General features: G+C 66.8%; 23 protein-coding genes. 14 read left to right on the top strand and 9 right to left on the bottom strand.

Annotated features, from left to right (window positions below):
* Positions 1-116: 116 nt before the first annotated feature.
* Positions 117-1,169, bottom strand: a complete 1,053-nt coding sequence (locus AZG88_RS42570; protein ID WP_061043683.1) for a YeiH family protein — start codon at positions 1,167-1,169, stop codon at positions 117-119.
* A 101-nt stretch (positions 1,170-1,270) separates the two neighbouring features.
* Here AZG88_RS42570 and AZG88_RS42565 point away from each other — a divergent pair, with 101 nt between their 5' ends.
* Positions 1,271-2,176 (top strand): LysR family transcriptional regulator, encoded by a 906-nt coding sequence (locus tag AZG88_RS42565; RefSeq protein WP_005249219.1) that lies wholly within the window; start codon positions 1,271-1,273, stop codon positions 2,174-2,176.
* 7 nt (positions 2,177-2,183) lie between these two features.
* On the opposite strand, the gene AZG88_RS42560 is transcribed toward AZG88_RS42565, so the two are convergent.
* The 3 genes from AZG88_RS42560 to AZG88_RS42550 all read right to left on the bottom strand — a co-directional run bounded on the left by AZG88_RS42560 (position 2,184) and on the right by AZG88_RS42550 (position 5,451).
* Positions 2,184-2,915 carry a sulfite exporter TauE/SafE family protein gene (locus AZG88_RS42560; RefSeq protein ID WP_005249218.1) on the bottom strand — a complete coding sequence of 244 codons (732 nt, stop codon included), beginning with the start codon at positions 2,913-2,915 and terminating at the stop codon, positions 2,184-2,186.
* Positions 2,916-2,964: 49 nt separating this feature from the next.
* On the bottom strand, positions 2,965-3,993 hold the full coding sequence (locus AZG88_RS42555; protein ID WP_061043648.1) for a phosphotransacetylase: 1,029 nt from the start codon (positions 3,991-3,993) through the stop codon (positions 2,965-2,967).
* Between the two features lie 87 nt (positions 3,994-4,080).
* Complete coding sequence (locus AZG88_RS42550; RefSeq protein WP_179443263.1) at positions 4,081-5,451, bottom strand: aspartate aminotransferase family protein; 1,371 nt, start codon at positions 5,449-5,451, stop codon at positions 4,081-4,083.
* A gap of 225 nt (positions 5,452-5,676) precedes the next feature.
* Between AZG88_RS42550 and ald the strand changes: the two genes are divergently transcribed.
* The 5 genes from ald to AZG88_RS42525 all read left to right on the top strand — a co-directional run bounded on the left by ald (position 5,677) and on the right by AZG88_RS42525 (position 10,560).
* Positions 5,677-6,798 carry an alanine dehydrogenase gene (ald, locus tag AZG88_RS42545; protein WP_005249214.1) on the top strand — a complete coding sequence of 374 codons (1,122 nt, stop codon included), beginning with the start codon at positions 5,677-5,679 and terminating at the stop codon, positions 6,796-6,798.
* 103 nt (positions 6,799-6,901) lie between these two features.
* Positions 6,902-8,371 carry a MocR-like pyridoxine biosynthesis transcription factor PdxR gene (pdxR, locus tag AZG88_RS42540; RefSeq protein WP_061043647.1) on the top strand — a complete coding sequence of 490 codons (1,470 nt, stop codon included), beginning with the start codon at positions 6,902-6,904 and terminating at the stop codon, positions 8,369-8,371.
* 152 nt (positions 8,372-8,523) lie between these two features.
* Positions 8,524-9,627, top strand: coding sequence for a hypothetical protein (locus AZG88_RS42535; RefSeq protein WP_231914399.1), 1,104 nt, complete (start codon positions 8,524-8,526; stop codon positions 9,625-9,627).
* 104 nt (positions 9,628-9,731) lie between these two features.
* Positions 9,732-10,322, top strand: a complete 591-nt coding sequence (locus AZG88_RS42530; RefSeq protein ID WP_061043645.1) for a dihydrofolate reductase family protein — start codon at positions 9,732-9,734, stop codon at positions 10,320-10,322.
* Between the two features lie 22 nt (positions 10,323-10,344).
* Positions 10,345-10,560 carry a hypothetical protein gene (locus AZG88_RS42525; RefSeq protein WP_005249210.1) on the top strand — a complete coding sequence of 72 codons (216 nt, stop codon included), beginning with the start codon at positions 10,345-10,347 and terminating at the stop codon, positions 10,558-10,560.
* Positions 10,561-10,603: 43 nt separating this feature from the next.
* Here AZG88_RS42525 and AZG88_RS42520 read toward each other — a convergent pair whose 3' ends face one another.
* Genes AZG88_RS42520 through AZG88_RS42510 form a run of 3 tightly spaced genes read right to left on the bottom strand, consistent with a single transcriptional unit; the run spans position 10,604 to position 13,961 of the window.
* A complete protein-coding gene (locus tag AZG88_RS42520; RefSeq protein WP_025433619.1) occupies positions 10,604-12,211 on the bottom strand; it encodes an amidohydrolase in 1,608 nt (535 codons plus the stop codon).
* The gene (locus AZG88_RS42515; protein ID WP_005249208.1) at positions 12,211-13,707 is read right to left on the bottom strand and encodes a sodium:solute symporter family protein; all 1,497 of its coding nucleotides are present in this window, start codon (positions 13,705-13,707) and stop codon (positions 12,211-12,213) included. Before AZG88_RS42515 ends, AZG88_RS42520 begins: the two co-directional genes overlap by 1 nt.
* Positions 13,704-13,961 (bottom strand): DUF3311 domain-containing protein, encoded by a 258-nt coding sequence (locus tag AZG88_RS42510; protein WP_061043644.1) that lies wholly within the window; start codon positions 13,959-13,961, stop codon positions 13,704-13,706. The genes AZG88_RS42515 and AZG88_RS42510 overlap by 4 nt, the downstream gene beginning before the upstream one ends.
* Before the next feature lie 179 nt (positions 13,962-14,140).
* Here AZG88_RS42510 and AZG88_RS42505 point away from each other — a divergent pair, with 179 nt between their 5' ends.
* From AZG88_RS42505 to AZG88_RS42490, 4 genes are all read left to right on the top strand, one after another.
* Entirely contained in the window at positions 14,141-15,322 is a 1,182-nt protein-coding gene (locus AZG88_RS42505; protein WP_061043643.1) for a PucR family transcriptional regulator, read from the top strand.
* 100 nt (positions 15,323-15,422) lie between these two features.
* Positions 15,423-16,205 carry an IclR family transcriptional regulator gene (locus AZG88_RS42500; protein WP_143548699.1) on the top strand — a complete coding sequence of 261 codons (783 nt, stop codon included), beginning with the start codon at positions 15,423-15,425 and terminating at the stop codon, positions 16,203-16,205.
* A gap of 183 nt (positions 16,206-16,388) precedes the next feature.
* Positions 16,389-17,660: a hydroxyacid-oxoacid transhydrogenase gene (locus AZG88_RS42495; protein WP_025433620.1), complete on the top strand. Its 1,272-nt coding sequence runs from the start codon at positions 16,389-16,391 to the stop codon at positions 17,658-17,660.
* On the top strand, positions 17,657-19,024 hold the full coding sequence (locus tag AZG88_RS42490) for an MFS transporter (RefSeq protein WP_061043642.1): 1,368 nt from the start codon (positions 17,657-17,659) through the stop codon (positions 19,022-19,024). Before AZG88_RS42495 ends, AZG88_RS42490 begins: the two co-directional genes overlap by 4 nt.
* 51 nt (positions 19,025-19,075) lie before the next feature.
* Here the strand turns inward: AZG88_RS42490 and AZG88_RS42485 are convergent, their stop codons facing one another.
* Both AZG88_RS42485 and xsc read right to left on the bottom strand, forming a co-directional pair.
* Positions 19,076-19,831: a sulfite exporter TauE/SafE family protein gene (locus AZG88_RS42485; protein ID WP_061043641.1), complete on the bottom strand. Its 756-nt coding sequence runs from the start codon at positions 19,829-19,831 to the stop codon at positions 19,076-19,078.
* A 162-nt stretch (positions 19,832-19,993) separates the two neighbouring features.
* Positions 19,994-21,802, bottom strand: coding sequence for a sulfoacetaldehyde acetyltransferase (gene xsc, locus AZG88_RS42480; RefSeq protein WP_005249200.1), 1,809 nt, complete (start codon positions 21,800-21,802; stop codon positions 19,994-19,996).
* A 199-nt stretch (positions 21,803-22,001) separates the two neighbouring features.
* On the opposite strand from xsc, the gene AZG88_RS42475 reads away from it, so the two are divergent.
* The 4 genes from AZG88_RS42475 to AZG88_RS42460 are packed head-to-tail and all read left to right on the top strand — an operon-like array spanning position 22,002 to position 26,257.
* On the top strand, positions 22,002-22,835 hold the full coding sequence (locus AZG88_RS42475; protein WP_005265605.1) for an IclR family transcriptional regulator: 834 nt from the start codon (positions 22,002-22,004) through the stop codon (positions 22,833-22,835).
* Positions 22,836-22,845: 10 nt separating this feature from the next.
* Entirely contained in the window at positions 22,846-23,814 is a 969-nt protein-coding gene (locus AZG88_RS42470) for an AAA family ATPase (protein ID WP_061043640.1), read from the top strand.
* A 10-nt stretch (positions 23,815-23,824) separates the two neighbouring features.
* Entirely contained in the window at positions 23,825-25,531 is a 1,707-nt protein-coding gene (locus AZG88_RS42465; RefSeq protein WP_061043681.1) for a cobaltochelatase CobT-related protein, read from the top strand.
* Positions 25,532-25,573: 42 nt separating this feature from the next.
* Positions 25,574-26,257: a phosphonatase-like hydrolase gene (locus AZG88_RS42460; RefSeq protein ID WP_061043639.1), complete on the top strand. Its 684-nt coding sequence runs from the start codon at positions 25,574-25,576 to the stop codon at positions 26,255-26,257.
* The last annotated feature ends 98 nt before the right edge of the window (positions 26,258-26,355 follow it).

Here is a 26,355-nt window from a genome sequence, read left to right as displayed (position 1 = left end):
GCCCCCGGACGACGGCCCCCGCCGAACGAACGGGGCGCTCGTTCGATCCGACGCAACGAGCGTCCCGTTCGTCGCGGCGGGGGAGGCGACGGGGGCGAAGGGGGTGGGTAGCGGTATCACCCCGCGAGCAGGACACCGACCAGGGCGATCGACGCGACCCAGACGGTGGAGATGCCTGCGAGCACGAAGGGTCGTGCGCCGACCTTCTTGATCGTGGCGATCTGGACGCCGGCGCCGAGGGCGAACATCGCGGCGGTGAGGAGGGCGGTCTGCACGATCTTGGCCTCGGCGAGCAGGCCGGTGGGCAGCAGGCCCGACGACCGCAGGCCGACGCAGGCGAGGAAGGCGAGGACGAAGAGCGGGACGAGCGGCGGCCGCTTCACGTCGGCGTCGGTGCCGGCGAGCCTGCGCTGGCGCACGCTGAGGACGGCCATGACCGGGGCGAGCATGAGGACGCGGGCGAGTTTGACCACCGCGGCCACGCCCAATGCGGCACCACCGATCGCGCCGCCCGCGGCGACCACCTGGGCGACCTCGTGGATGGATCCGCCCGCCCACAGGCCGGCGTCGGTGTCGGAGAGTCCCAGCGCCCGCGACAGCAGTGGGATCGCCGGGATCATGAGCGTGCCGAAGATGACGACGAGCGCGACCGCGGTGATCACCTCTTCCTCGTCGGCGTCCACGACACCGTCCACCGCCGCCACCGCGGCCGCGCCGCAGATCGAGAATCCGCAGGCGATGAGCAGTCGCTGGGTCCAGCTGAGTCCGAGCAGCTTGCCCACGAACATCGTTCCCACGATGCCCAGACAGACGATCGACACCACCACGACGATGACGCCCCAGCCCAGTCCGAGAATGTCGCTCAGCATCAACTGGAGTCCGAGGAGGGCGATGCCCACCCGCAACAGCTTCTTGGCGGAGAACTGCAGGCCCGGGCGCAGGCGTTCGGGCAGGTGCACGACGTTCGACAGCACGGCGCCGAGCACGATGGCGATGAGCAGCGGGCTCACCGTCGGAAGGAACCGGCCGACACCCATGGCGACGGCGGTGGCGACGGCGCACAGCCCCAGACCCGGCAGGAGAGTGGCCGTGGCGGTCTGCAGTCGCGGCAGCGTTGCCGGGCTCTCGACGCGCTGTTCCTCGGACTTCTCGCTCAGTTGACTACTCATGGATTCACGGTCCGTCACCGCGGCCGTCTCCGGTAGCCGTCATCTCGACATGAACACATATCAACGTGATATGTCTTGCGCCAGGGTCATATACTCGATGCATGTCCCGCAGATGGCCCGAGTTCCCCGTTCTCGAGTTGCTCGTCGGCGTCGACGACCACGGAAGCCTCAGCGCTGCCGCCAGACTCGCCGGAATGGCGCAGCCGAATGCCAGTCGCGCCATCAAGCAACTCGAGCGTCAGTTCGGCATGACACTGCTGCAGCGCAGCCCGACGGGCTCGATACTGACACCGCAGGGAACCGTGATCGCGCACTGGGCACGCCGGGTGCTCTCCGATACGCGCCGGCTGCTCGACGTGGCCGAGGGACTGCGCGCGGAACGCGCCGCCGAGTTGACGGTGGGTGCGAGCATGACGGTCGCGGAACACCTGATGCCGGGATGGCTGGGGCAGTTTCGCCGCTTGCACTCCGACGTGACCATTCACCTGCAGGTGCACAACTCGACTCAGGTGTTCGAGCGGATCAACAGCAGGATCTGCGACGTCGGGTTCGTCGAATCGCCGACGGTGCCGCGACCGTTGAAGAGTCTCACTGTGGCGCGTGACCGCTTGGTCGTCGTCGTTCATCCCACCCACCCGTGGGCGCGGCGACGGAAGGCGCTGACCGTCGCCGAGTTGGCGCTGACACCGCTCCTGGTCCGCGAGCCGGGATCCGGCACGCGAACCACCCTCGACGTGGCACTACAGGAATACGACCGGGCGGCACCGCTTCTCGAGCTGGGCAGCGCCGCCGCGATTCGCACCAGCGTGCTGGCCGGAGTCGGCCCCGCGGTGATGAGTACCCTCGCGGTGGCGGAGCAGGTCGGCGCCGGAGAACTGAAGGTGATCGACGTCGACGGCCTCGAGCTCGACAGGGTGCTGCGGGCCGTGTGGCGGGGCGCGCGTCAGCTCGACGGTCCCGCGGGCGAACTGGTGCGTCTGGTCCGACGGGTCGGTGCCGAGCCCTGAGCGGCTGTCATCCGAGAAGGCAGGTCGCCGCACCGGCGGCGATCACCAGCACGATGACCGCGGAACGAAACACCCCCGGCGGCAGTCGGCGGGCGATCGCGAGCCCGGTGACGTTGCCGATCAGCGCGGCGATGACGAACACCGGGAGGCGCGGCCAGAACATCGACTCCGTGATCTCGTCGTGGAACCACAGGACAGCGAGAGCCATGACGTTCGCGACGATGAAATAGCCTGCGAGATCGGCAATGAACGCCATCGGTGGCAACCGGGCTCGCATGAGCAACAGGACCGGTGGCGGTCCGTTGAGCGACGTCGTCGTTCCGAGGTAGCCACCGACCGATCCGGTGAGGACGTGCGCGGTCGTGGAGGGCACACGCGTGGCGTCCGCGCGGGTGGGCAGTGCCATCGCGAGCCCGCACAGCATCACCACGGCTCCCGCTGCCGGCTTCAGATACTGCTCCGGCATCAGACCGAGAGTGACCGCGCCCAGCCAGGCGCCGGGCAGGCTACCGCCACCGAGCAGTGCCACCCGCCCCCAGCTGATGTGTTCCCGCAACTGATATGCCGCGCCGATCCGCGTGATCAGTCCTGCCACCAGATTGACGAATACCACTTCGGGAACGGCGAATCCGACCATCAACATCACCGGTGTCGCGATCAGTGCCGTCCCGAACCCGGTGGCGCCGCCGATGACGGACGCGATGCCGATGCACAGGGCACCGATGAGGAGCATCGTCATCGCGACTCCCTTCTCGATCGGGCGGCACGTTCCCGTGCAGGTGTGAAGTTCAGGTGGCCAGGGATTGGACTGCGCTCACCAGAGCCATCAGTTCGATGTCACTGCCGGTGCATCCTCGGGACAGGTCGTTCCACGGTGCGGCCAAGCCTTGCAGGATGGGACCCAAGGCTATTGCACCCCCGAGCCGCTGGGCAATTTTGTACCCGATGTTGCCGGCGTCGAGATTGGGGAAGACCAGCACATTGGCGCGGCCGGCGACCCGCGAACCGGGCGCCTTGGATGCGCCGATCTCGGCGACCAGCGCGGCATCGAATTGCAGGTCACCGTCCACGTGCAATTGTGGGTCCCGGACGCGCACCAGGTCCGCGGCCTCGCGGACCTTCTCCACCCGCGGGTGGCTGGCACTGCCCTGGGTGCTGAACGACAGCATCGCCGCGATCGGAGTCTGCTCGGTGAGCTGAAAGTGGGTGGCGCTGGCAGCCAGCGCGATGTCGACCAGTTCCTCGACCGTGGGGTCGGGTACGACGGCGCAGTCGGAGAACGTCAACTGCCTGCCGTCCGACAGCAACATCAGAAACGAGCTCGACAGGATGCTCGAACCCGGCGCGAGACCGACGATGCGCAGCCCGGCCCGCAGCACGTCGGACGTCGGCCTACTCGCACCCGCGACGCAGGCATCGACCACTCCGGCGCGCAGTGCCGCCGCGGCGAGGCACACCGGGTCGGACAGCGCAGACTCGACCCGGTCGGGGTATTTGGCGAACCCCGATTCGACGGCGTCGCGGATCGCGGGGTCGGCAGCCGCCTCGGCGAGGTCGACGACGAGTTCCTCGGTCAGGGGGATACCCGCGGCCTCGGCGATGCGCCGGATGACGTCCCGCCGCCCGAACAGCCGCGGGGAAACGACACATTTGTGGTGCAGATGGTGGGCGGCACGGATCGCGCGTTCGTCTTCTCCGTCCGCGAGACCGACGACGCGATTCTCCCCACGCAGCGTGGCGGTCCAGTGGTCGATCAGCGACGAATCATTCAGTCGTGCAGCGTCGGTGGGTGGTACAGCGGTGACGCCCGGGGCCATGGCCTCGCTCTCCCATCACTACGTAGAGGGGTGACGGTCGTCGATCTCGACGACCGCCACCCGCTGGAACGGGGAACGTATCGTTCCCTACGGCTGGATTGCCTTTTCGATGTCGGTGAGCATGCTGTCGATTCCGTGGAGCAGTTCCGAGAGCACCTCGTCGTCGGCGACGAGTGGCGGCGAGATCATCAGCATCGTGGCACCGCGGTCGTCGCCGCGGAGGATCACCTTCGTGCGGGCGAACGCCTCCGGAAGCACCTTGCGCAACACCGTCAGAGACTCCTGCTCGGTGAATTCGCGGCCGCTGTCGCTGTCGGCCATCAATTCGATCGCGTAGAAGAATCCGGTGCCGCGCACGTCCTTGACGCAGCGGTGCGCGCTCATCAGCGAGTCGAGTGCCGACCGCAACTTCGGTCCGCGCGCGGACACGTTGCCCAGCACGTTCTCGTCGCGCATCGCGGTGATGTTCGCGACCGCCACCGCCGTCGACACCGGGTGTCCGCCCCACGTCGCGCCGTGCGTGAACACGCCGCCCTTGGGGGAGTCGTAGAGCTCGCGAACCAGCTGCTCACGCACGATCAGGCCGCCGAGCGGCGCGTATCCGGACGTGGAGCCCTTCGCGAACGTGATCATGTCGGGAACCACACCGGTCAGCCCGTGCCCGAACCAGTGTCCGAGGCGGCCGAACGAGCAGATCACCTCGTCGGAGACCAGCAGGATCCCGTGCTTGTCGCACAGCGCGCGCAGCGCGGCCCAGTATCCGTCCGGCGGGACGAGGGCGCCGCGCCCGTTCTGAACCGGCTCGGCGAACACGGCGGCGATGGTCTCGGCGCCCTCTTCCTCGATGACGGCTTCGATCGCGGCGATGCAGTCGAGCTCGTTCGCCGGGCCGCAGTCGCCGAGGTAACCGAGGGTGTTGGGTACGGAGCGGACCCCGGGCAGCAGCGGTCCGAACGGGTCTTTGATCTTGGGCAGCTGTGTCACCGAGAGGGCGCCGAGAGTGGTTCCGTGATACGCCATCTCGCGGCTGATGATCTTGGTGCGCTGCGGGTTGCCCTGGCTGCGGTGGTACTGCCGGGCGAACTTGACGGCCGTCTCCACGGCCTCCGAACCCGAGTTGACGAAGAAGGTCGTCCCGAGATCACCGGGCGCCAGGTCGGCGATGAGCGCGGACGCCTCGATCGCGGGAATGTGGGCGCTGCCCCAGTTGGAGGCGTACGCCAGCGTTCCGATCTGCTCGCTCGCCGCCTTGGCGATGTCGTCGCGGCCGTGACCGATGTTCACGCAGAACAGGCCTGCCAGACCGTCGAGGAAACGGTCCCCCTCGGTGTCGATCAGATAGCTTCCCTCGCCGCGAACGAACACCGGAAAGTCGCTTTCCCAGGTGTCCTTACGGGTGAAATGAGGTCCGAGGTGCCGGCGGGCCCGTGCTCGCAATTCGGTGACGTCCACGACCATCTCCTTCGTTGTCGAATGGCTGTGATCCACAACATACCGACGAGGCAGACCGCAGGTCAGGGCCAGAAGAGCGGTATTCGATGGGTCCAGTCTGGTCCCCGTAGAAGGCGCTCAACTGGTCCTTCTGGTCCCATGCCAGAGTGATCCAGACTTCGGTATCGAATCGCTCGGGCACCACGACATGTGGTCGGAGCGGCGAACAGCCCCAGCTAACGGAGGTCTCAGATGAGGATCGGTATCCCCAAGGAAGTCAAGAACCACGAGTACCGGGTGGCGGCCACTCCCGCCGGTGTCCACGAAATGGTCGCCCACGGGCACGACGTGTTCGTGGAACGCGGTGCGGGGGAGGGCTCGTCGATCGGTGACGACGCCTACGGTGCCGCCGGCGCGAAGATCCTCGACTCCGCCGACGCGGTGTGGCAGAGCGCGGAACTGCTGCTCAAGGTCAAGGAGCCCATCGCCGAGGAATACCACCGGATGCGTTCGGACCTCACGTTGTTCACCTACCTGCACCTCGCTGCGGGTGAAGAGTGCACCCGGGCATTGCTCGCCGCCGGCACCAATTCCGTTGCGTACGAGACCGTTCAGCTTCCCGACGGTTCGCTGCCCCTGCTGTTCCCGATGAGTGAGGTCGCCGGCCGGCTCGCACCGCTCGTCGGTGCGCAGGCACTCATGCGACCGGAAGGTGGCCGAGGCGTACTGATCGGCGGCGTGTCCGGTGTGCTGCCGGCTCGCGTCGTCGTGATCGGTGCGGGCGTATCGGGTATGAACGCCGTCGCCGTCGCCGCAGGCACCTGGGCCGACGTCGTCCTGTTCGACAAGAACGTCGACAAGCTGCGCGCCGCCGACCGGATGTACCAGGGCCGGATTCGCACCCTCGCCGCGAACGCCTACTCGATCGAGCAGGAAGTCATGCAGGCCGACCTCGTCATCGGTGCCGTGCTCGTCCCGGGCGCCAAGGCACCGAAGATCATCTCGAACTCGCTGGTCTCACGGATGAAGCCGGGCAGCGTCCTCGTCGACATCGCGATCGACCAGGGCGGTTGCTTCGAGGATTCGCGTCCCACCACCCACGCGGAGCCCACGTTCAAGGTCCACGACTCGGTGTTCTACTGCGTGGCGAACATGCCGGGAGCGGTGCCCCACACGTCGACGTACGCACTCACCAACGTGACCTTGCCGTACACCCTGCAGATCGCCGAGAAGGGCCTCGCCCGCGCGGCCAGGGAGAATGCCGCACTCCGCGCCGGTGTCAGCACCGTCGCCGGGCGCCTGACGAACGATGCCGTCGGTGAGGCACTCGGGATCGAGTCGGTCAGCGTCGACGACGCGCTCAACCTGGTTTGATTTCGCCGCCGGCCCGGCATACTGAGAAGTGCTCGTTCGAGAACTTCTCGGCGTGCCGGGTCGGCCTACCTCTGGCCACTCTTGGATCCACAGGAGGCGATGCGTGCCGAGAACACTGATCGAGGTCGACCGCAATTCCGCCGAACCGCTCTACCGACAGGTTCGACGGGCGATCGAACACGGCATCGCCAACGGGCTGTTCGATCCACGACACCGCCTTCCGAGTTCGCGTGAACTCGCGGTCGATCTCGCGATCTCCCGGAACACGATCAACCTGGCGTATCAGGAACTGATCGCCGAGGGACTCGTTCAAAGCCACCAGCGCTCGGGCATGTTCGTGAATCCCGACATGATCGAGACGCTCGCAACGGACGCCCGCGCGACCATCCCGCGCATCGACTGGTCGTCCCGCATCCGGCGCTACCCCGACGCCGACGTCCCGCACATCGAGAAGAACGTCGACTGGCACAGCTATCCGTACCCGTTCCTGGCCGGGCAGATCGACATCCGCAGCTTCCCCGCCCGCGCGTGGGTGCGCTGTCTCCGCGACGCGCTGTATCAACCGCACGCCTACGCGAGCCTCCAGGACAGCGTCGGTGCGGACGACCCGATGCTGATCGACATGATCCGCCAGCATCTGCTGCCCTCCCGCGGCATCGAGGCGAGCGCGGACGAGGTTCTCGTGACCGTCGGTTCCCAGCAGGGCCTGGATCTCGTCGGCCGGGTGCTGCTCGGACCCGAACATCGGGTTGCCATCGAGAATCCCGGCTATCTCGATGCGCGACACATCTTCCTGCGCACCGGCGCCCAGGTGTACGGCATCGACGTCGACGACCACGGCCTGCGCCCGCCGGAGACGCTGCGCGGCACGGACCTGATGTATCTGACACCGAGCCATCACCATCCGACCAACGCGACGCTCGGCATCGACCGTCGTCAGCGTCTGCTGCAGCTCGCCGCGGAGTCCGGCACGGTGATCGTGGAGGACGACTACGACAGCGAGTTCCGCTATCACGGCAGCCCCAGCCCGGCGCTGAAAGCGCTCGATTCCAGCGGCGACGCCGTGTACCTCGGCACGTTCTCGAAATTCCTGGCCCCCGGTCTGCGTCTGGGCTACCTCGTCGGACCTGCGGACCTGGTGCGCGAACTGCGGAAGGCCCGACGGTACGTGCTCCGTCATCCACCGGGTCACCAGCAACGGGCCCTGGCCATGCTCATCGACAGTGGGGAGTACCACCGCGCGCTGCGCCATCACCGCACCCAGATGAAACACAAATGGGAGCGTCTGTGTGCGGCCGTCGACAAGTATCTCCCGTGGCCGCAGGAACCCTATCCGCCCGGTGGCGTCAGCTTGTGGATGACCGGACCGGAGAACCTCGACTGCCGGGTGCTCGTGCGCGAGGCGGAAGCCCGCGGTGTGCTCATCGAACGGGGCGACATCTTCTTCACGCAGCCGGTCCCGCCCCGCAACCACTTCCGCATCGGCTACGGCGCGATCCCCCTGCGGTCCATCGAAGAAGGCATCGCACTTCTCGGCCAGGCGTGCCAGGCGAGTTTCCGCTTTGGCAGGTAGACCCCGACAACACCCGCGCCTGCGCGCATACTGCCGCCCAGGCGGCGGCCTGTTCGGCCGGCTTCCTCGCAGCCGCAGTGGCCCACGGCCCGCGGCCCGCGGTCGACATATTTGGAGGCGCGTCGGCTCGGGGGCTCTAGGGTGGTCAGCACATGACTACCGCAGAAGCCTTGTTGGCCGGCCCACGTGGGCGTCGGATGCTGCTCGCCTACGCGAGAGACGCCGAACGAACTCTGCACTCCGAGTTCCGCAGTGACTTGTTCGATCACGCCGTATTTCTGGCGTCGTATCACCTCGAGTCCGGTCGCGAAGGCGCACGCGTGCTGTTCGGGCCCGGCGCCGAAGAGGCTCGGCGGACCGTCCTCACCGCAGACGATGCGGCGCACCGCCTGTCCCAGGTGCCGCTTCCCGAGGTGACCGCGGTTGCACTCCGTTCGGCTCTCGCCGACGCGGTGGACGCGGCGCGCTACTGGCAGGACCCGGACGGTGAAGACATCCTCGTCGCCGCCGAACCGGTGCGCCGTGAGCTTCGACGGGTCGCCGAGCACATCGCACGATCCCCGCATGCGAAGTGGTGGACGACGCCCGCTGCGACCGATCAGTGGTCGGTGGGCTGGAGCGAGGACGGTACGGATCGCATTGACTCCACTACCGCAGAACTGTTACGTGACTACCGTGATCGGACTGCCGCGGAGGAAGTGCGAGCAGAACGCGATCGTCCGGCGGATCCGTCGGCGAACTGGTCCGGCTGGTGGTGGTCGACTCCACCCACACGGTGTTCGTCCCGGCGGCTGTTAGACGGGACCCCGGCCGGTTTGTGGTTCGTCGAGGACAGCATGGGATGGGAGCGCGCCATCACGCGACGAATGAACATCCCCGCCGGCGCTCGCGTGTACGAGGTCGACGGTGCGCAGGCGTGGGCGGAACTGTGCAGACAGTTTCCCGTCGAGGTCACCGCGCAGAAACGACACGATTGGTACCGCACCACCGGACGATCAGGACGATGGGTCATTCCCGACTGGCCGCGGCTCTCCGAACTGTATGAGGGCGTCCATCTCACCGTGGCGGGATACCTCGCCGCGGCGGGCACCGCGATCGCCGTCGACGCCGACAGCGCGAGTGTCATCGCGGGATGGGCGCCCGACGACACCTACTGGCTCACCGACACCGCCAACCTCGACAGTGACGATTCCCGGACCTGGGTGTGCGACACCAATGGAAGACATCCTTCCTGGGTCGGCGAAACTCACCGCTGAGGACTGCTGTCCTTGAGCCGCAGGCGGATCCGCGAACGTGATGCCGGCGGGAATCCCCACGCGACACGCTAAATTTGGGGCACCCCTACGTAGAGGAGAGCCCCATGGGCAAGGTGGTCATGTACAGCTCGGTGTCGGTGGACGGCTTCATCGCGGACGAGCACGACCAGCCCGGACCGCTGTTCGACTGGTTGACCAGCGGTGACGTCCCGTTGGACGAGAGCGGCGAGGTGAAGGTGTCGCAGACGTCCTACGACTACACCCGGCCGTACTGGGACCAGATCGGGGCGACACTCGTCGGCCGCCACGTCTTCGACATGACGGACGGCTGGGACGGAAAGCCTCCGAGCGGGATCGACCACGTGGTCGTCGTGACGCACCGGCCGGAACCCGAGGGCTGGGACCCCGAGGCGCCGTTTCACTTCGTCGACGGCGTCGAGGCAGCCGTGGCCAAGGCGCAGGAACTTGCGGGTGACCGCATCGTCGAGGTCGCCGCTGGCGACGTCGGTGGCCAGGTGCTTGCCGCGGGCCTGATCGACGAGGTGCGCATGGACGTCGTACCCGTCGTGTTCGGGTCCGGCAAGCGCTACTTCGGGTCGGTCCACGCGCAGCACCTATTGGAGGATCCTGACGAGGTGATTCAGGGCAACCGGGTGCTTCACCTGCGCTATCGGGTTCGCCGTCGACCGATCTGAGCGGACTGCGAACGGCGTATCCATGGGCATCAGCGTCATCATCTCCCTCATGGGCGGCTCCACCCCCCTGGTCCTCCAAGCGCTCGTCCAAACCACCGGAAACACCGTCATCCCGGCCGCCTACATCACGACAGCCGCAGCAATATCGCTCGTCGCCGCACTCACCCTCGAGAACAAAACCAGCACCGCGCCAATCCGAGCGCAATCAGAATCCACGTCACCGATATCGACCTCCTGAACCGCCGGCGATGGCAGCGCTCGAGCGCTGCCATCGCCGGTGGTTACGACGCGATGTCCGCCGACTCTCCGTCGATCATGACCATTGTGGGACGGGGGATTTCGGTGGTGCCGTCCGCGAGATCCCCGAGGCTGCCGTCGAGCGCCACCAGGTCCGCACGACGGCCGGCCGTCAAGGTGCCGACACGGGTCTCGTCGTGGACCAGGTACGCGCTGTCGATGGTCATGGCCCGGATCGCGCGATCCACTCCGATCCGCTGGTTTCCGCCGAGCACGGTGCCGCCCCTCGTCATCCTGGTGACCGCGGTCCTGATGGTCGCCAGCGGATCCATCGGGGTGATCGGGCAGTCCGAATGCAGTCCGAATCGCAGCCCCAGCTCGTCGGCGCAGGCGAGGGGATCCATCTCGGCGGCACGCTCGGCACCGAGGAACCGGTCGCGGTGGCGGTCGCCCCAGTAGAAGACGTGGTTGACGAAGAAACTCACCCCGAGTTCGGCTTCCCGGATCGCGGCCAGGTCGCTCGGTGCGCTCACCTGGCAGTGTTCGATGCGGTGCCGTCCCACCCGTCCGTCGGTGGCTTGCGCCCTCCTCAGCGAGGTGATTGCGGCACCGACCGCCGCGTCGCCGTTGGCGTGCACGGCGACCTGGCCACCCGCACGATGCACCCGCAGGATCATCTCGTCGAGCTGCGCCTGAGGGTAGAGCAGGTCGCCGTGATGGCTGGGGTCGCATGCGTACGGCGTGCGGAGTGCGGCGGACAGCCCCTGGATCGATCCGTCGGCCCAGAACTTCGCGCCGGCCAGCCGGAAGCGTGCGCCGGCCGCCGGTGCGTGCTCGAACGTGACTCCCCGGTCGTCGAGGGCCTCGAGCGCCATGTCACCGCGCAGGAACCCGACGACGTGCACCGGCAGCTCACCCGACGCGTCCAGCGAGCGGTAGGCGGTCAGCTCCTGCTCGCCGGCCGAGAGACCCACCCCGAGATCGTGGATCGTGGTGATGCCCCGCGACCGCGCCGACAGCAGGCTGCGAAGCAAGGCGCCGTTGACCTCCTGCTCGGTCAGCGCGGGAACCGCCGCGGTGAGCCTCGCCACCGCATCGATTTCCCACGCCATCCCGGTCAGTCGACCGTCGGCGCCGCGAGGGAAGAGCGGGTCGTCCACCGGCACCGTGGATTCGTCGATGCCTGCGGCCGCGAGTGCGGCGGTGTTGGCGACGGCGAAGTGCCCGCAGATGTGCAGGACGATGACCGGACGGTCGGTGCTGACGGCGTCGAGATCCGTCCGGGTCGGATGCCGCCCCTCGGCGATCTGGGTATCGTCGTAACCCCACCCCCTGATCCATCCGCTGCCGGCGGCCGAGGCACGCAACGCCTGCTGGATGTCGGCGATCGACCGGCACGGGGGTGTCCGGCAGTCCGCCCAGCCGTCGGTGAGGCCGGCGTAGGTGGGGTGGATGTGCGATTCGATGAGACCCGGGATCACCGTGGCCCCGGGCAGGTCGAGGCGGCGGGCGCCGACTCCGGCGCGATCCGCCATGTCCTTCCTGGTGCCGGTGGCGATCACGTCGGCTCCGTCGATGACCAGCGCCTCGACAGTCGGCGACGACGGGTCCTGGGTGTGGATCGAATCGGCGGTGAGCAGTGTCCTGGACATCAGGCACCCACTTCGCTGCGTGCGGCCACGGATCCCGCGGCGGTGCCGGACGTTCGGCCGTCGGCGCGAAGGCCGCGAACGGGATCGGTGGGTGGCCAGAACACCCGCGTCGACACCACGAAGAGGATGTTGAGGACCAGGGCGGCCGCGCCGAGATTGACACCGTGCTCGGCGAGCCAGACGGACACCGGGCCGTGCTTGTCGAGATACAGCCACAGCACCACGACGTCGCCGAGCACCACGCCCATGGCGAGGGCAGCGGGGCGCAGTTTCCATCCGAAGACCATCGTCGCGAAGACCACCGCGGCCTGGGTGACGCCGTAGTACGCCGTGTTGACCAGGGTGAGCAGGAGCTGAGGTGTCGCGAGGGTGAGCAGGAGCGAGATCCCGAGGTACGCCACGACGACGCCGCGCACCCAGACCCGTTGGCGCGATTCCGGGATCCCGGGAATGATGTTGCGCGACACGATCGCGCCGATTCCGAGGGCCGCGCCGCACAGCACCACGATCGCGCAGAGGGCCGCGCCGCCTGCGACGACTCCGGTCAGCCAGTCGGGCAACAGTTGTCGCGACAACTGCAGGAGCACCTGGTCGGATTCCGTGCCCTCGAGCTTCGTGGGCAGCAGCGTGATCGCCCCGAAAGCGGCAGCGACGAGGAACGGGTACATGAGCATGTACAGGGGATTGAACTTGGCGACCCGCTTGATCGTCGCCTCGGACTTCGCCGCGAGCACGGCCTGCACGATGATCGGGAAGATGAAGAACCCGACCGATTGGAACACGATCGTCGTCAGGACGAACGTCAGTGACGACCCGGTGACCGTGGAGTGTGAGGCCGAGCCGCCACCACTGGCTGCCGCCGCGGCGAACAGTTTCTCGGTGCCACCGGTCTCGATCACCGCCGCCAGTCCGATCAGGACGGCGCCGAGCAACAGGGCGGTGTCCTTGACGTACGACACGAACGCGGGGGCGCGCACCCCGGACAGCATGAGGAACAGCAGCGCGAGGGCTGCGCCTGCGAAGACCGCGACGGTGGGGTCGATGGAAATACCCAGACCGGTCAGTGCGATCTGCAGTCCGGCGAGCTGAAGCTGGCCCCACGGGATGAGGAATACGACCGAAGCGATGGCGATCGTCAATTCCAGCCCACGCGACCGGAAGTGGCGCCCGGCCACATCGGGCAGGGTCATGGCGCCGTATCTCTTGCCCGCGCGCCAGAGGTAGGGCGCGAAGAAGTATCCGATCGGGTAGGCCAGCAGGATGTACCCGATGAACCAGACGCCGTAGCTCGCCCCGTGCGCGTACACGCCGCCGGGGAACCCGATCAGGGTGCCGATGCTGTACGCCTCGCCCGCCCCCAGGATGAAGACCAGCAGCGGACCGAACGACCGGCCACCCACCAGGTAGTCGGAGATCTCCTTCTTGCTGCCGCGCCGCGACAGCACGCCTGCCCCGAGGGCGAGGACGAGCACGAGGGTGAAGAAGGCCGCGGTCATGACTGGTCTCCCATCCGAGCGCTCGTAGCGGCCGATTCGGCGCGCTCGGCAGCTTCGAAGTCCTTGCGGTCGAAGAGCTTCCAGGCGAGATGGAGGCACAGCGAGGTGAGCGGCATCCACAGGAACAACCACGCGAACAGGATGGGGACTCCGAAGACCGTGGCCGTGGATCCGGACAGGGCGACGATGCCGCCCAGAACTCCGGCGAACGGGACACCTATCGCGAGTAAGGCGCTTTTTGCCTCGTTGGACATGATTGTTTTGTCTCCTATTCCGACTGCGTCCACCGGCGTCGCGGGTTGGGTCCGGTGCCGGTCGACGTGCACTCTGGCACTAGTGTGGTCTGAATCACTCCTCTCGGGCCATGGGCGAATCCCGGAAAACGTCGAGGCGGTTCGTGAATTTCACGGGAGTGCGAAAAACGAGGGAGAGGGTGCCCGAGTCCGTGGGTGAAGACACGATCCAACGGCTGTGCCGGCAGGTCTCGGAGGAGATCGAATCGGTAACCGACCGAGCGGTGGGTCAGATCCGTGCCGAATTGCAGTCGTACGCCGCCGTACCGATCGACGAGCAGCGCGGATACATCAGTCGGCAGCTCGCGGCGACGTTGCGCGCCCTCGCGGAGAGCGAGCCTCTCGCCGACGACGTCCTCGAGCGTTCGCGTCAGCTCGGGCGGCGCCGGGCAATGCAGGGATTGCCACTGTCCGACGTCATCGAGACGTACCACATCGCGTCCCGCGAATTGTGGAACACGATGGTGGCCACAGCCGCCGAGCCGACAACCGACCTGCTGCGCGCAGGCGGCATGATGTGGGACCTCGTCCACACCGCCACCAGCGCGGTCGCCGTCGGACACACCGATGCGACCCGAAGCGAACAGGCCATCCGCGCGGGGGTGCGATACCGGTTCTTCGAGGCCCTCGTGCGGTCGGTCGACGGCGACCACCGCGATGTGCGCGAGCTGGCTGAGGCGCTGGGTTTCACCGCGCAGCACGAGTTCCAAGCGGTGTGCGTCGCCGCGGAGGAGTGGTCGGAAGCGCAGCTCGAACGGCTGCAACGCACCCTGGACACGATCCCGGGCACCACTCAATGCAGCGGGCACGGCACCGTCATCATCGCCCTGAGCCAGCGCGCACCGGTCGACGACATCATCCGCGAGGTCCGGCTCGGTCACCCGGGGACCACGGTCGGAGTCGGATTGGGGCGCCCCGGCCTGGCCGGCGCGGCGATGAGCATCACGGACGCGCGCCGGGTCCTGCATCTGGCCTCGCCTACCGGTGAGGTGGTCCGCTTCGCCGACGAATGGGTTGCCGCCACCCTGGCGGATCATCGCGACGAGCTCGCCACGCTGCTGGAGCCGGGTGTCGCCGTCGCCGCGGACCATCCGCACCTCGTCGAGGCGGTATTGGCGTTCGCCCGCAACGAGTTCTCCATCAGCGCGGCCGGGCGGGACATCCACCTGCATGCGAACTCGATCACCTACCGGCTCGACCGCTGGCAACAGCTGACCGGCTGGGATCCCCGGACTCTCGACGGCCTGCAGCGGTCGGTGTCGAGTCTGAGTCTGTTCCAGCGTGATTCGGGCGACACGCCCTCCGACACCGCGGGGGAATAGCGGTCTACCGGCCCGAACTGCGACAAGATCTGCGCCTCGGTCATCGGCCGAGCGGGTAACATCGACTCGCCGGCAGGTCGGACGAAGATGGGATTGCGTGGTGAGCGAAGAACTGCCTGCGGGCACACAATCCGTCGGACGTGCGCTGGCCGTGCTCAAGTTGCTCGCATCTTCACCCGACGAACTCACCGGCAGTGCTATCGCGGCAGAACTCCAGTTGTCGTCCGGTACGGCCAACAGACTCATCCGGGCCCTGATCGCCGAGGGTCTCGTAGCGCGGAATCCGATGTCCGACAGCTACTACCTCGGCAGTGGAACGGTACTGCTCGGCCAGGCCGCCCAGCGCGGGTTCGGCATGGACAAGGCGCTACCCATCCTGGAGCAGCTCAATTCCGAGACCCAGGAATCCGTGAACCTTTCCATCCGTCAGGGGCCGGAATCGGTGGTGATGATGCGGGTGCAGTCGACGCTCCCGTTGCGGTTCGAGCAGCACACGGGCGCCCGGTTTCCCCTGTACACGACGGCTTCGGGCAAGGCGATCCTGGCGTTCTCGCCACACGCCGAGACGTACGTCGAGTCGCTTCCGGCCACGCTCGCCAAGGTCACTCCGCACAGCTTGAGTACTCCCCGTGAACTCTCGGAGCAACTCCGGGAGATCCGGGTCCGCGGGTACAGCATCGACGAGCAGGAGAACGTCGAGGGTGTGCGTTGCGTAGGCGCACCCATTCTGGACGCGGACGGGAACGCGCAGGCAGCGCTGGTGATTCAGGTCCCCACCGTCCGAATGCCCAAGTCGAGGGTACGGACGCTCGGAGACCGCATTGTCCAGGCGGCGAAGGAAGTATCCCAATTCGTCCCGGTCAACCGGGCGATGTCTCACTGACCCGAGGACCTCCCACGGCCCGGGCGTTTGGTGCGGCCGCCGTTCCGTAGCGTCGCGATCCGCTATGTACTGGATCCCTCGAATTCTTCTTGTGAGGCACTTCACATATCCACGTTGCTGGCCTATCGTCGGTTCACAGTGTGGGGACTATCCCTACATTGTGACAGCGAAGGAGTCTCAACGATGTACCGATCGAACGAGAACGAGAGCGTCTTCACCTGGGCGGCACCCCCATTGAAATTCGGTATCGGCGCTTTGGACGAGGTCGGCGCCGAGCTGTCCGCACTGGGATCGGAATCCTGTTTGGTGATCACCGACCCGGGCGTTCGAAACACCGGGATCCCCGACCGCATCCGCGATCAGCTGATCGCCGCAGGAATCAAGTCGGACGTATTCGACGGCGTCGCAGTGGAACCCACAGATCAGAGCATCGAGGAGGCCGTCTCTTTCGCCCGTGAACGGGAGTGGGACTCCTACATCGCAGTCGGCGGAGGTTCCGCGATCGACACCGCGAAGGCTGTCAACCTACTCACCACTCACCCCGGGGAACTGCTCGACTACGTGACCCCGCCCATCGGGGGAGGTAAGGCGCCGTGGCTTCCCCTCAAACCCCTGATTGCCATACCGACCACCGCGGGCACCGGATCGGAATCGACGACGATCTGCGTCATCGACTTCCTCGGCCTGCACTTGAAGGCCGGGGTCAGTCATCCCAAGTTGCGACCGACGCTCGCAATAGTCGATCCCCTGACCACCGTCACGCTGCCCTCTCAGGTCACCGCTGCGAGCGGGATGGATGTGCTCTCTCACGCGCTCGAGAGCTACACCAGCGTCCGGTTCGACGCCAAACCTGCGCCCGAAGACCCGATGAAGCGCCCCGCCTTCTGCGGTTCCAACCCCATCAGTGACACCTGGTGCGAGCAGGCCCTGTCGTTGGTGGGGAAGTACCTGCGACGCGCGGTGATGAACGGGCGGGACCTGGAAGCTCGGTACCAGATGGCGCTGGCCTCGACCTCCGCCGGAACAGGGTTCGGCAACGCGGGTACCCACCTGCCCCACGCCAATGCGTACCCGGTCGCCGGCGCCGTCGAGAACTACCAGGCCGAGGGCTATCCTCGAATGCCCATGGTGCCGCACGGGCAGGCCGTATCCGCCACTGCCGCGGCAGTTTTCCGATGGACCTACCCGAGCGACCCCGGCAGGCACCTGCGGGCCGCCGAGCTCCTCTCCGGCCGGACGTTCACGGCCACCGATGGAGCGGACGCGCTCGCGCACGTACTGAGCGAGCTGATGGCCGACATCGAAATGCCCTCGGGATTGCGAAGCTTCGGCTACGGGGAAGAGCACCTGGCTACGCTGGTGGATGGCACGATGAAGCAGACGCGTCAGCTGGCGGTCGTGCCCCGACCGGTCACGAGGAACGCCCTCACCCACATATTCCGGGAGTCGTTGTGACTTCTCCGCGAGACACCGACCAGGGACCGTCGAAGTCCGAGATCCGTACCGTCGTAGCCTCGAGCATCGTCGGAACGACTGTGGAGTGGTACGACTTCTTCCTCTACGGCATCGCCGCCGGCCTGGTGTTCGACAAGCTGTTCTTCCCGAGTTCGGATCCGATCGTCGGCACATTGCTCGCGTTCGCCACGTTCGCGATCGGATTCATGGCCCGGCCGTTCGGCGGTCTGATCTTCGGTCACATCGGCGACCGCATCGGCCGGAAGAAGACCCTGGTCGCGACCATGATGATCATGGGTGTGGCGACCTGCCTGATCGGACTGGTCCCCACGTACGCGACGATCGGAATCGCCGCGCCGATTCTGCTGGTGGTGCTCCGGCTCGCACAAGGAGTCGCAATCGGCGGCGAATGGGGTGGGGCAGTCCTGATGGCCGTCGAATACGCACCCCGCGGCAAGCGCGGGTTCTACGGAAGCCTGCCGCAGATCGGTCTCGCAATCGGCCTGATGTTGGGCACGGGTGTCTTCGCGGCACTCAACTCGACCCTGTCCGAGGCCGCCTTCCTGGACTGGGGTTGGCGGATCGCCTTCATGCTCAGCGCGATCCTGGTGGCGGTCGGCCTGTTCATCCGCCTCAAGGTCATGGAGACCCCGGCCTTCCGCAAGCTCGAGACGGTGGAGGAGAAGGCCACCGTGCCTGCCCTGGAACTGATCAAGAGCCCGCAGTCACGGCGAAACATGGTGCTGGGAATGGGCAGTCGATGGGCCGAGGGTGTGGCCTTCAATACGTGGGCGGTATTTGCGATCGCCTACGGCACCGGCACGCTGCACCTCAGCCGTCAAACCCTGCTTCTGGCAGTGATGGCGGCGGCCGCGACCATGATCGTCTTCATTCCCGTCTTCGGAAAGGTCGCCGACCGGTACGACCGCAGACACGTGTTCGCGGCGGGCAGCGTGATTCTCACGGCTGCAGCCTATCCCGCTTTCGTGCTCATCGGCACCGGAGACACCGCTGTCATCGTCATCACGATCGTGCTGGTCCTCGGCGTCCTCTATCCGATCGTCTACGCCCCCGAGTCCTCGCTGTTCGCGGAACTCTTCCCCACCCGAGTCCGCTACAGCGGAATCTCCGTCGTCTACCAGCTGTCGGGAATCGTCGCATCCGGTCTGACGCCGCTCGTGCTCGCATCCCTCCTCGGCTCGGCGAGCGGAGGACTCTCACTGATCATGGGATACATCGTTGCGGTGGGCGCGGTCAGCACGCTGTGCACGCTCGCAATCCGCGGCCGGGACATCTACACGGAGGACCAGGACGGCAGTTCATACCCTGACAACGCCGCCATGTCGCAAGTATCCCCGACCTGACACCAAAGCTGCTGTGGCCCCGCCTCGGTCTATCGAGAGCGGGGCCTCGGGCTACCGCAACGCCACCTGCACGAGGACGGCGGCGCCGAGGAGGCCGAGTAGCCACAGCACCCGTTGACGGACCTGCTGGGCGGTGGTGCGGTCGAACAGCCATTTCCCCGCGGCGGCGCCGAACATGCAGAGCGGTGTGAACAGGGCGATCTGTGCGAGGACGGGCACGGTGAGGAGACCACCGGCAGCCGACCCCGCGGCGCCGAACGCGTCGATGACGAGGAAGAACACCACGAGCGAGGCGCGCCCGGCCGCCACGTGGGTGGACGCGGAGAAGTACATCAGGACGGCGGGCGGGCCACCGAGGGCGAAGCCGCCGTTGAGGAGACCGGATGCCACTCCCGTCACGGTGGTCACCCCGGGGCCGGGTAGCGACTGCCGGTCGGGGACGGCGGCCATGGCGACGGCGGAGCCGATGATCGCGACTCCCAGCAGCACGCGCACCAGGTCACCGGACAGCTGTGTGAGCGCCCACATCCCCAGCGGCATACCGATCAGGGTGCCGGCGAACAACCAGCGCAACGACTTCCAGTGCACCTGCCGCCACACCTGGGGCAGCATCGCCGCGCTCGCGACGACCTCGAGAACGAACACGGTCGGGATCACCGACGTCGGCGGGAGGAGGACGACGAGTCCCGCGACCCACACCATCGCGCCACCGAACCCACCGAAACCGCGGACGACACCGCCGGCCACCACCACGCCGAGCGCGAAGAGGAGGGCAGGCAACGACAGATCCCACACCGTTGCCGCCATACCCTGTTGCACCGCTTTCGTTCGCCGTTGTCTCCGTCAGAAGTGTGGGGGTCGTGGCGGCGAACCGACAGGTCCAGACCCCGTCGAATCGTCGGTACCAGGAACGCACGGGTCGTGGCCCCCGGCGTCTGCGCCGGGGGCCACGTGCTCGCAGGGAGCGGACTACACGTAGTCCTTGTACTTGTCGAGCAGGCGAACCGGCTTCGACAGCGCGTCGCGGCGGAAGGGGTCGCCGAGTTCGCGGGTGCACATGATCTCGATGACCGTCGTCTTGCCCTCGTTCATCTGTGCGGCGACCGCGCGCTGCAGTGCGGGACCGACCTCCTCGAGCTTGTCCACGACGATGCCCTCGGCGCCCATCGCCTGTGCGATACCGGCGAAGGACTCGCTCTCGAGCTCACCGGCGACGAAGCGGCGGTTGTAGAAGTCGACCTGGTTCTTCTTCTCCGCACCCCACTGCCGGTTGTGGAAGACGACGGCGGTGACCGGGATGTCGTGCCGGACAGCCGTCATGATCTCGCCCAGGCTCATGCCCCAGGCGCCATCGCCTGCGTAGGCGATGGCGGGCCGTTCCGGTGCCGCCGCCTTCGCGCCGATGACGGTCGGCAGGGCGTAACCGCAGTTACCGAAGCTCATCGGGGCAAGGAAGCTGCGCGGCTTCTCGAAGCGCAGGTAGCTGTTGGCGACGGAGTTGATGTTGCCGATGTCCGTGGACACCATCACGTCTTCCGGCATCGCCTTCTCCAGCTCGCGCAGCACCTGACGCGGGTGCAGCCAGTTGCCGTCCTCGCCTTCCTGTTCGGCGATCATGTCGAGGCTGAACGCATCGCGCTCGTGCGTCCATTCGTCGAGTTCCTTCTCCCACGCGGCCTTCTCGGCGTCGATCTTCTCGCCGCGTGCCGCGCGGTTGCCATCGCAGACGAGGGCCTTGCCCTCGAGCCGCTCGGTGAGCGCGACGGCAGCGGCCTTCGCGTCACCGCAGATTCCGACGGAGATCTTCTTGACCAGGCCGAGCATCTTGTGGTCGGCGTCGATCTGGATGATCTTGGCATTCTTCGGCCAGTAGTCCATGCCGTGCTGCGGGAGCGTCCCGAAGGGGCCGAGGCGAGTACCGAGGGCGAGCACCACGTCCGCCTGGCTGATCAGCTTCATCGCGGCCTTGGAACCCTGGTAGCCGAGCGGTCCGGTCCACAGCGGGTGGCTGGCGGGGAACGAGTCGTTGTGCAGGTAGCTGTTGACGACGGGGGCGCCGAGACGCTCGGCGAGTGCCTTGCACTCCTCGACACCGTCGGCCATCACCACGCCGCCGCCGGACACGATGACCGGGAACTCGGCCTGCGCCAGCAGTTCCGCCGCCTCGTTCAGGCTCGTCTCGCCACCGGGACCGCGGTCGAGGCGGGTGGGCTGCGGGATCTCCGTCTCGATCTCACCGTAGAAGTAGTCGCGCGGAATGTTCAGCTGCGTCGGGCCCATCTCGGACATCGCGCGGTCGAAGCAGCGGCCGGTGAACTCGGCCATGCGCTTCGGGTTGTTGACGTGCCCCTGGTACTTGGTGAACTCCTGGAACATCGGCAACTGGTTGGCTTCCTGGAAGCCGCCCAGGCCCGTTCCCATGGTGCCGGCCTCGGGAGTGACGATGACGACGGGGCTGTGCGCCCAGAACGCTGCGGCAATCGCGGTGACGCAGTTGCTGATACCCGGACCGTTCTGCCCGATCACCATGCCGTGCCGCCCGCTGACCCGGGCATACCCGTCGGCCATGTGCCCCGCGCCCTGCTCGTGCACGACCGGGACGAGTCGAATCCCGGCGGGAGCGAAGATGTCCATCGCATCCATGAAGGCGGATCCCATGATGCCGAACATGTCGGTGACGCCGTTGGCGACCATCGTCTCGACGAACGCCTCCGACGGTGTCATCTTCTGTACACCGGAGACAGCGGTGCGATCGGCACCGTTCTTCTTCTTGCTCATGTGTGATCCTCCTTCAGGGGCGCGCCGGAACCGGCAGAGAATGTCAAAAATCGGAACGTTTCGTTCGTGATTTTGTGATCTGCAACGACAGTAGGCCACGTCACACACTTCGTCAATGAATGTTCCTAAAACTGGAACGAGATGTATGATTTTTCGATACACGATGCGAATGCGTCGCCGTTTCGGCCAAGGAGGAACCGTGGGTGAGATTCACCGGATCGACGAGTCGAACGGACACCCGACTACGGAGCTACCCGGAGACACACCGACGCTCCGCCTGTTCGCACTGCTCGAGATGATCGCGTCCAAGGACCAGCTGTTCACGTTGCAGGGGCTCGTCGAAGAGACGGGCATGGCCAAGCCGACCCTGCACCGCATGCTCCAGCAACTCGAGGGCGCCGGACTCCTCACCCGGCAGAACAACGGCAGGCATTACGGCACCGGCGTGCGCCTGCGACGCTTCGCCGAAAACCTGCTGCTCAACGACACCCACCACGGCGCACGACACGCCATCCTCCGAAACCTCGTCGCGGAACTCGGCGAGAGCTGCAACGTGACCACCCTGTCGGGTAGCGAAGTGGTGTATCTCGACCGCGTGGAAACCTCCGAGCCCCTTCGCTTTACACTCCATGCGGGATCGCGGGTGCCCGCACACTGCTCGGCCAGCGGCAAGATGATCCTGTCGCAGCTGAGCCCTGCCCAGCGACGGCGACTTCTCGCGCGGATGCCGCTCGAGAGGTACACCACCAAGACGGTCACCGACGTCGAGCTGATCGAGACCGAACTCAAGCAGGTCCGCCGTGACGGTTACGCCATCGACGACGAAGAGTTCCTTCCCGGCCTCGTATGCGCTGCGGTGCTCGTCCCCTGTGCCACAGGCAATTCCAACCTCTGCATCGCAGTCCAGGCCCCGGTCATGCGACTCACCCCCGACAAGGCGCTCAAGCTTCTGCCCGCGTTGCGGCGGGCGGCCGACGCCATCGGTGAGATCGAGAACGAGGTCACGGACGACGGTTCGCCAGACCTGAACTGAAGGAGGGCGTATGCCCGAAATGACCACTGCGGCACCCAGCCACGTGCTGTCCGCACGCGAGCTGTTCGGAATCGACACCGACCTGACGGTGCGCGCCTTCCGCGAACCCGTCGACCACGTCCCCGACATCGACCCCGCGTACCGGTTCGATCACGCGGTGACGACGGCCCTGCTCGCCGGGTTCGACCGCAACCGCCGGGTGATGGTGCAGGGTCTGCACGGCACCGGCAAGTCCACGCACATCGAGCAGGTCGCGGCGCGGCTCAACTGGCCGTGTGTGCGGGTCAACCTCGACGGGCATCTCAGCCGGCTGGACCTGATAGGCCGGGACGCGGTGGTCCTGCGAGACGGCAAGCAGGTCACCGAATTCCAGGAAGGCATCCTGCCCTGGGCATTGCAGCGACCCGTCGCCCTCATCCTCGACGAATACGACGCCGGCCGCCCCGATGTCATGTTCGTGATCCAGCGTCTCCTCGAACGTGACGGGAAACTCACCCTGCTCGACCAGAACAGGGTCCTGACTCCGCATCCGGCCTTCCGGTTGTTCGCCACGGCCAACACCGTCGGCCTGGGCAATCTCAACGGGTTGTATCACGGCGTGCAGCGGCTCAATCACGCGCAGATCGATCGCTGGAACATCGTCGCGACGCTCGATCACCTCCCCGCGGAACAGGAAATCGAGATCGTGGCCGCGCGGGTGCCGTCACTGAGCCGGGAGCTGATCGGGTCGATGGTGGCCGTGGCCGACCTGACCCGGAGTGGGTTTCGAGTCGGCGACCTGTCGACGCTGATGTCGCCGCGCACGGTGATCACCTGGGCCGAGAACATCGAGATCTTCCACGACCCGGCACTCGCATTCCGGCTGTCGTTCGTCAACAAGTGCGACGAGGCCGAGCGGCCCGTCGTCGCCGAGTACTTCCAGCGATGCTTCGACTCGGAACTGGAGCGGTCGGCGATGCTCGCGACGAGCACGGCCTGAGCAGGCAATGATGACAGAACTGCCCGTGCGCCCCGCGTCGGTCCGCCGTCAGCAGGAGGTTCACGAACTCTGTGCCGGCACGATCCGTGCTCTCGCGGGGCAGAGTGAGTTGCACTTTCGCGGACCGGAACTCCACCGCGGACATCGGCGCGTGCCGATGCCCGCCCCGCACCTGCACCCGTCGTTCGACGGTGCCGACTTCGCGTCCTTCCGCGGCGCGGCGGACGGCATGGCGTCGCGTCTCCTCCACACCGACCCCGTCCTGCATCGCAGCCTGTGCCCGGACGGCACCGCGGATCGGCTGATCTTCGAGATCCTGGAACAGTTCCGCGTCGAGTCGCTGGCCGCCGACGCATGGGGTGGCGTGCGCGCCAACCTCTCGCACCGCTTCACGCAGTGGTCACAGGACTACGTGGCGTCCGGGCTGACCGAGACCGTGCACGGGATGCTGCTGTTCACGGTGACGCAGATGTGCCGGGCCCGGATCACCGCCGAGCCGATACCCGAGGCCACCGAGGACCTGATCGAATCGACCCGGTTCGCTCTCGCCTCCGTTCTCGGCGGCCACCTCCCGTGGCTGCGTCGAACCCGTTTTTCGCAGAACGACTTCGGGGTCCACGCACAGGCAGTCGCGGAGCTGATCGGCCGTCACCTGGAGTCACCCACCGACACGGACGTCTCGGCCGACGACCGGAGCGACGGCCGGGCGGCGTTCTCCCTCCTGTTCGACTTCGAACCCGACGACGACGAGGCCTTCCAGACCGCGGTGTCGGGGCGCAGTCGCGCGCTGGGGGAGGGCGGAGACGGATACCGCGTGTTCACCCGCGCCTACGACGAGACACGACAGATCGCGTCCCTCGTCCGGCCCGAGCTGCTCCAGGAGTACCGCCGACGGCTCGATCTCGGCATCGACCTGCAGCACCTCAACGTCCGGAAACTCGGACGGCAGCTGAAGGCCCTGCTCTCGAAACCGGTCCCCGACGGATGGGAAGGCGGCCGGGAAGAGGGATACCTCGACGGTCGCCGGCTCGCCCAGCTCGTCACCTCGCCCACCGAGCGCAGACTCTTCCGGGCCGAACGCACCGAGCCGCAGACCGACACGACCGTGACCTTCCTCATCGACTGCTCCGGTTCGATGAAGGAGTTCGGCGAACCGGTTGCGGTCCTGGTCGACGTGTTCGCCCGGGCACTCGAACTGGCCGACGCCCGGTGCGAGATCCTGGGTTTCACGACCGCCGCTTGGAACGGGGGACGAGCCCGCCGAGACTGGCTCCGGTCCGGCCGTCCGCGCAACCCGGGACGCCTCAACGAGGTCCGGCAGCTGGTGTTCAAGGACGCCGAGACTACCTGGCGCCGAGCCCGTCCCGCGATCGCGGGACTGCTGAAGAACGACCTGTTCAAAGAGGGCGTCGACGGTGAGGCCGTCGACTGGGCGTGCTCCCGGATGCGGGGCACCCAGGGCCGGAGGCTCCTGTTCGTGATCTCGGACGGAAGCCCCCTGGACGGCGCCACCGCGCTGGCCAACGACGAGTTCTACCTGGACCACCACCTGCAGGACGTGGTCGAGCGACACGAGGACGAGCGGGCCGTCGAGGTGTACGGACTGGGAGTCGGGCTGGATCTGAGCCCGTACTACGACCGCTGCCGGACGCTCGATCTGTCGTGCGGTACCAACAGCGACGTCATTGCCGACGTGCTGTCGATGATCGCCCACTGACAGCATCACCTGCCAGTGGCTCAACAGTGAGGAGTCACATCCATGACCGAACACGGGGTTTCCCTGGTCACCTTGGACATTGCCGGAACGAGCGTCGACGAAGGCGGCGCCGTGTACGTCGCGTTGCGCGACACCGTCGAGAAGCACCTCGGCGAGCCGATTCCGGACGATCGGTTCGACCGGTGGAAGGGCACGGGCAAGCGGCAGGCCATCGAGGGACTGCTGCGGGAGAGCGGCGTGCCGGCCGAGAAGAATGTTCTGGACGCCGTCGAATCCGATTTCACCGCAATGCTTCTGGCTGCGTACCGGAAGACGCCGCCCACCGCACTGCCCGGGGTTCACGACGCCTTCGGTGTGCTGCGGCAGCGCGGCATCAAAATCGTTCTCCAGACCGGCTATTCACGCCAGATCGCGGAACCGCTGCTGGATCAGGTCGGGTGGGAGATCGGGCGGGACATCGACGGTGTGATCACGAGCGACCAGGTGCGGATGAGCAGGCCGTCGCCCTATCTCATCTTCCGCGCCATGGAACTCGCCGGAGTGCAGAGCGTCGACGAAGTGCTGGTGGGTGGTGACACCCCGAACGATCTCCGGGCGGGGACGAACGCCGGGGCGCGGTACGTGGTGGGTGTCCTGACCGGCGCGCACGACGCGGCGACGCTGCGCCCGGAGCCCCACACGCACATCCTGGAGAGCGCGGCGAAGCTTCCCGAACTGCTGGGCTGAACGACAACTGTGGGCCGGTTCCGCTGCACGACAGCAGAACCGGCCCACAGTGGTGTCGGAAGAGCGGGATTACCTACGTCACCAGCCGCGTTCGGCGA

This window comes from Rhodococcus sp. LB1, assembly GCF_001583455.1.
Taxonomy (GTDB): domain Bacteria; phylum Actinomycetota; class Actinomycetes; order Mycobacteriales; family Mycobacteriaceae; genus Rhodococcus_F; species Rhodococcus_F opacus.
Note: the sequence above shows the minus strand (reverse complement) of the source record. Positions and strands in the feature narration are given on the sequence as shown.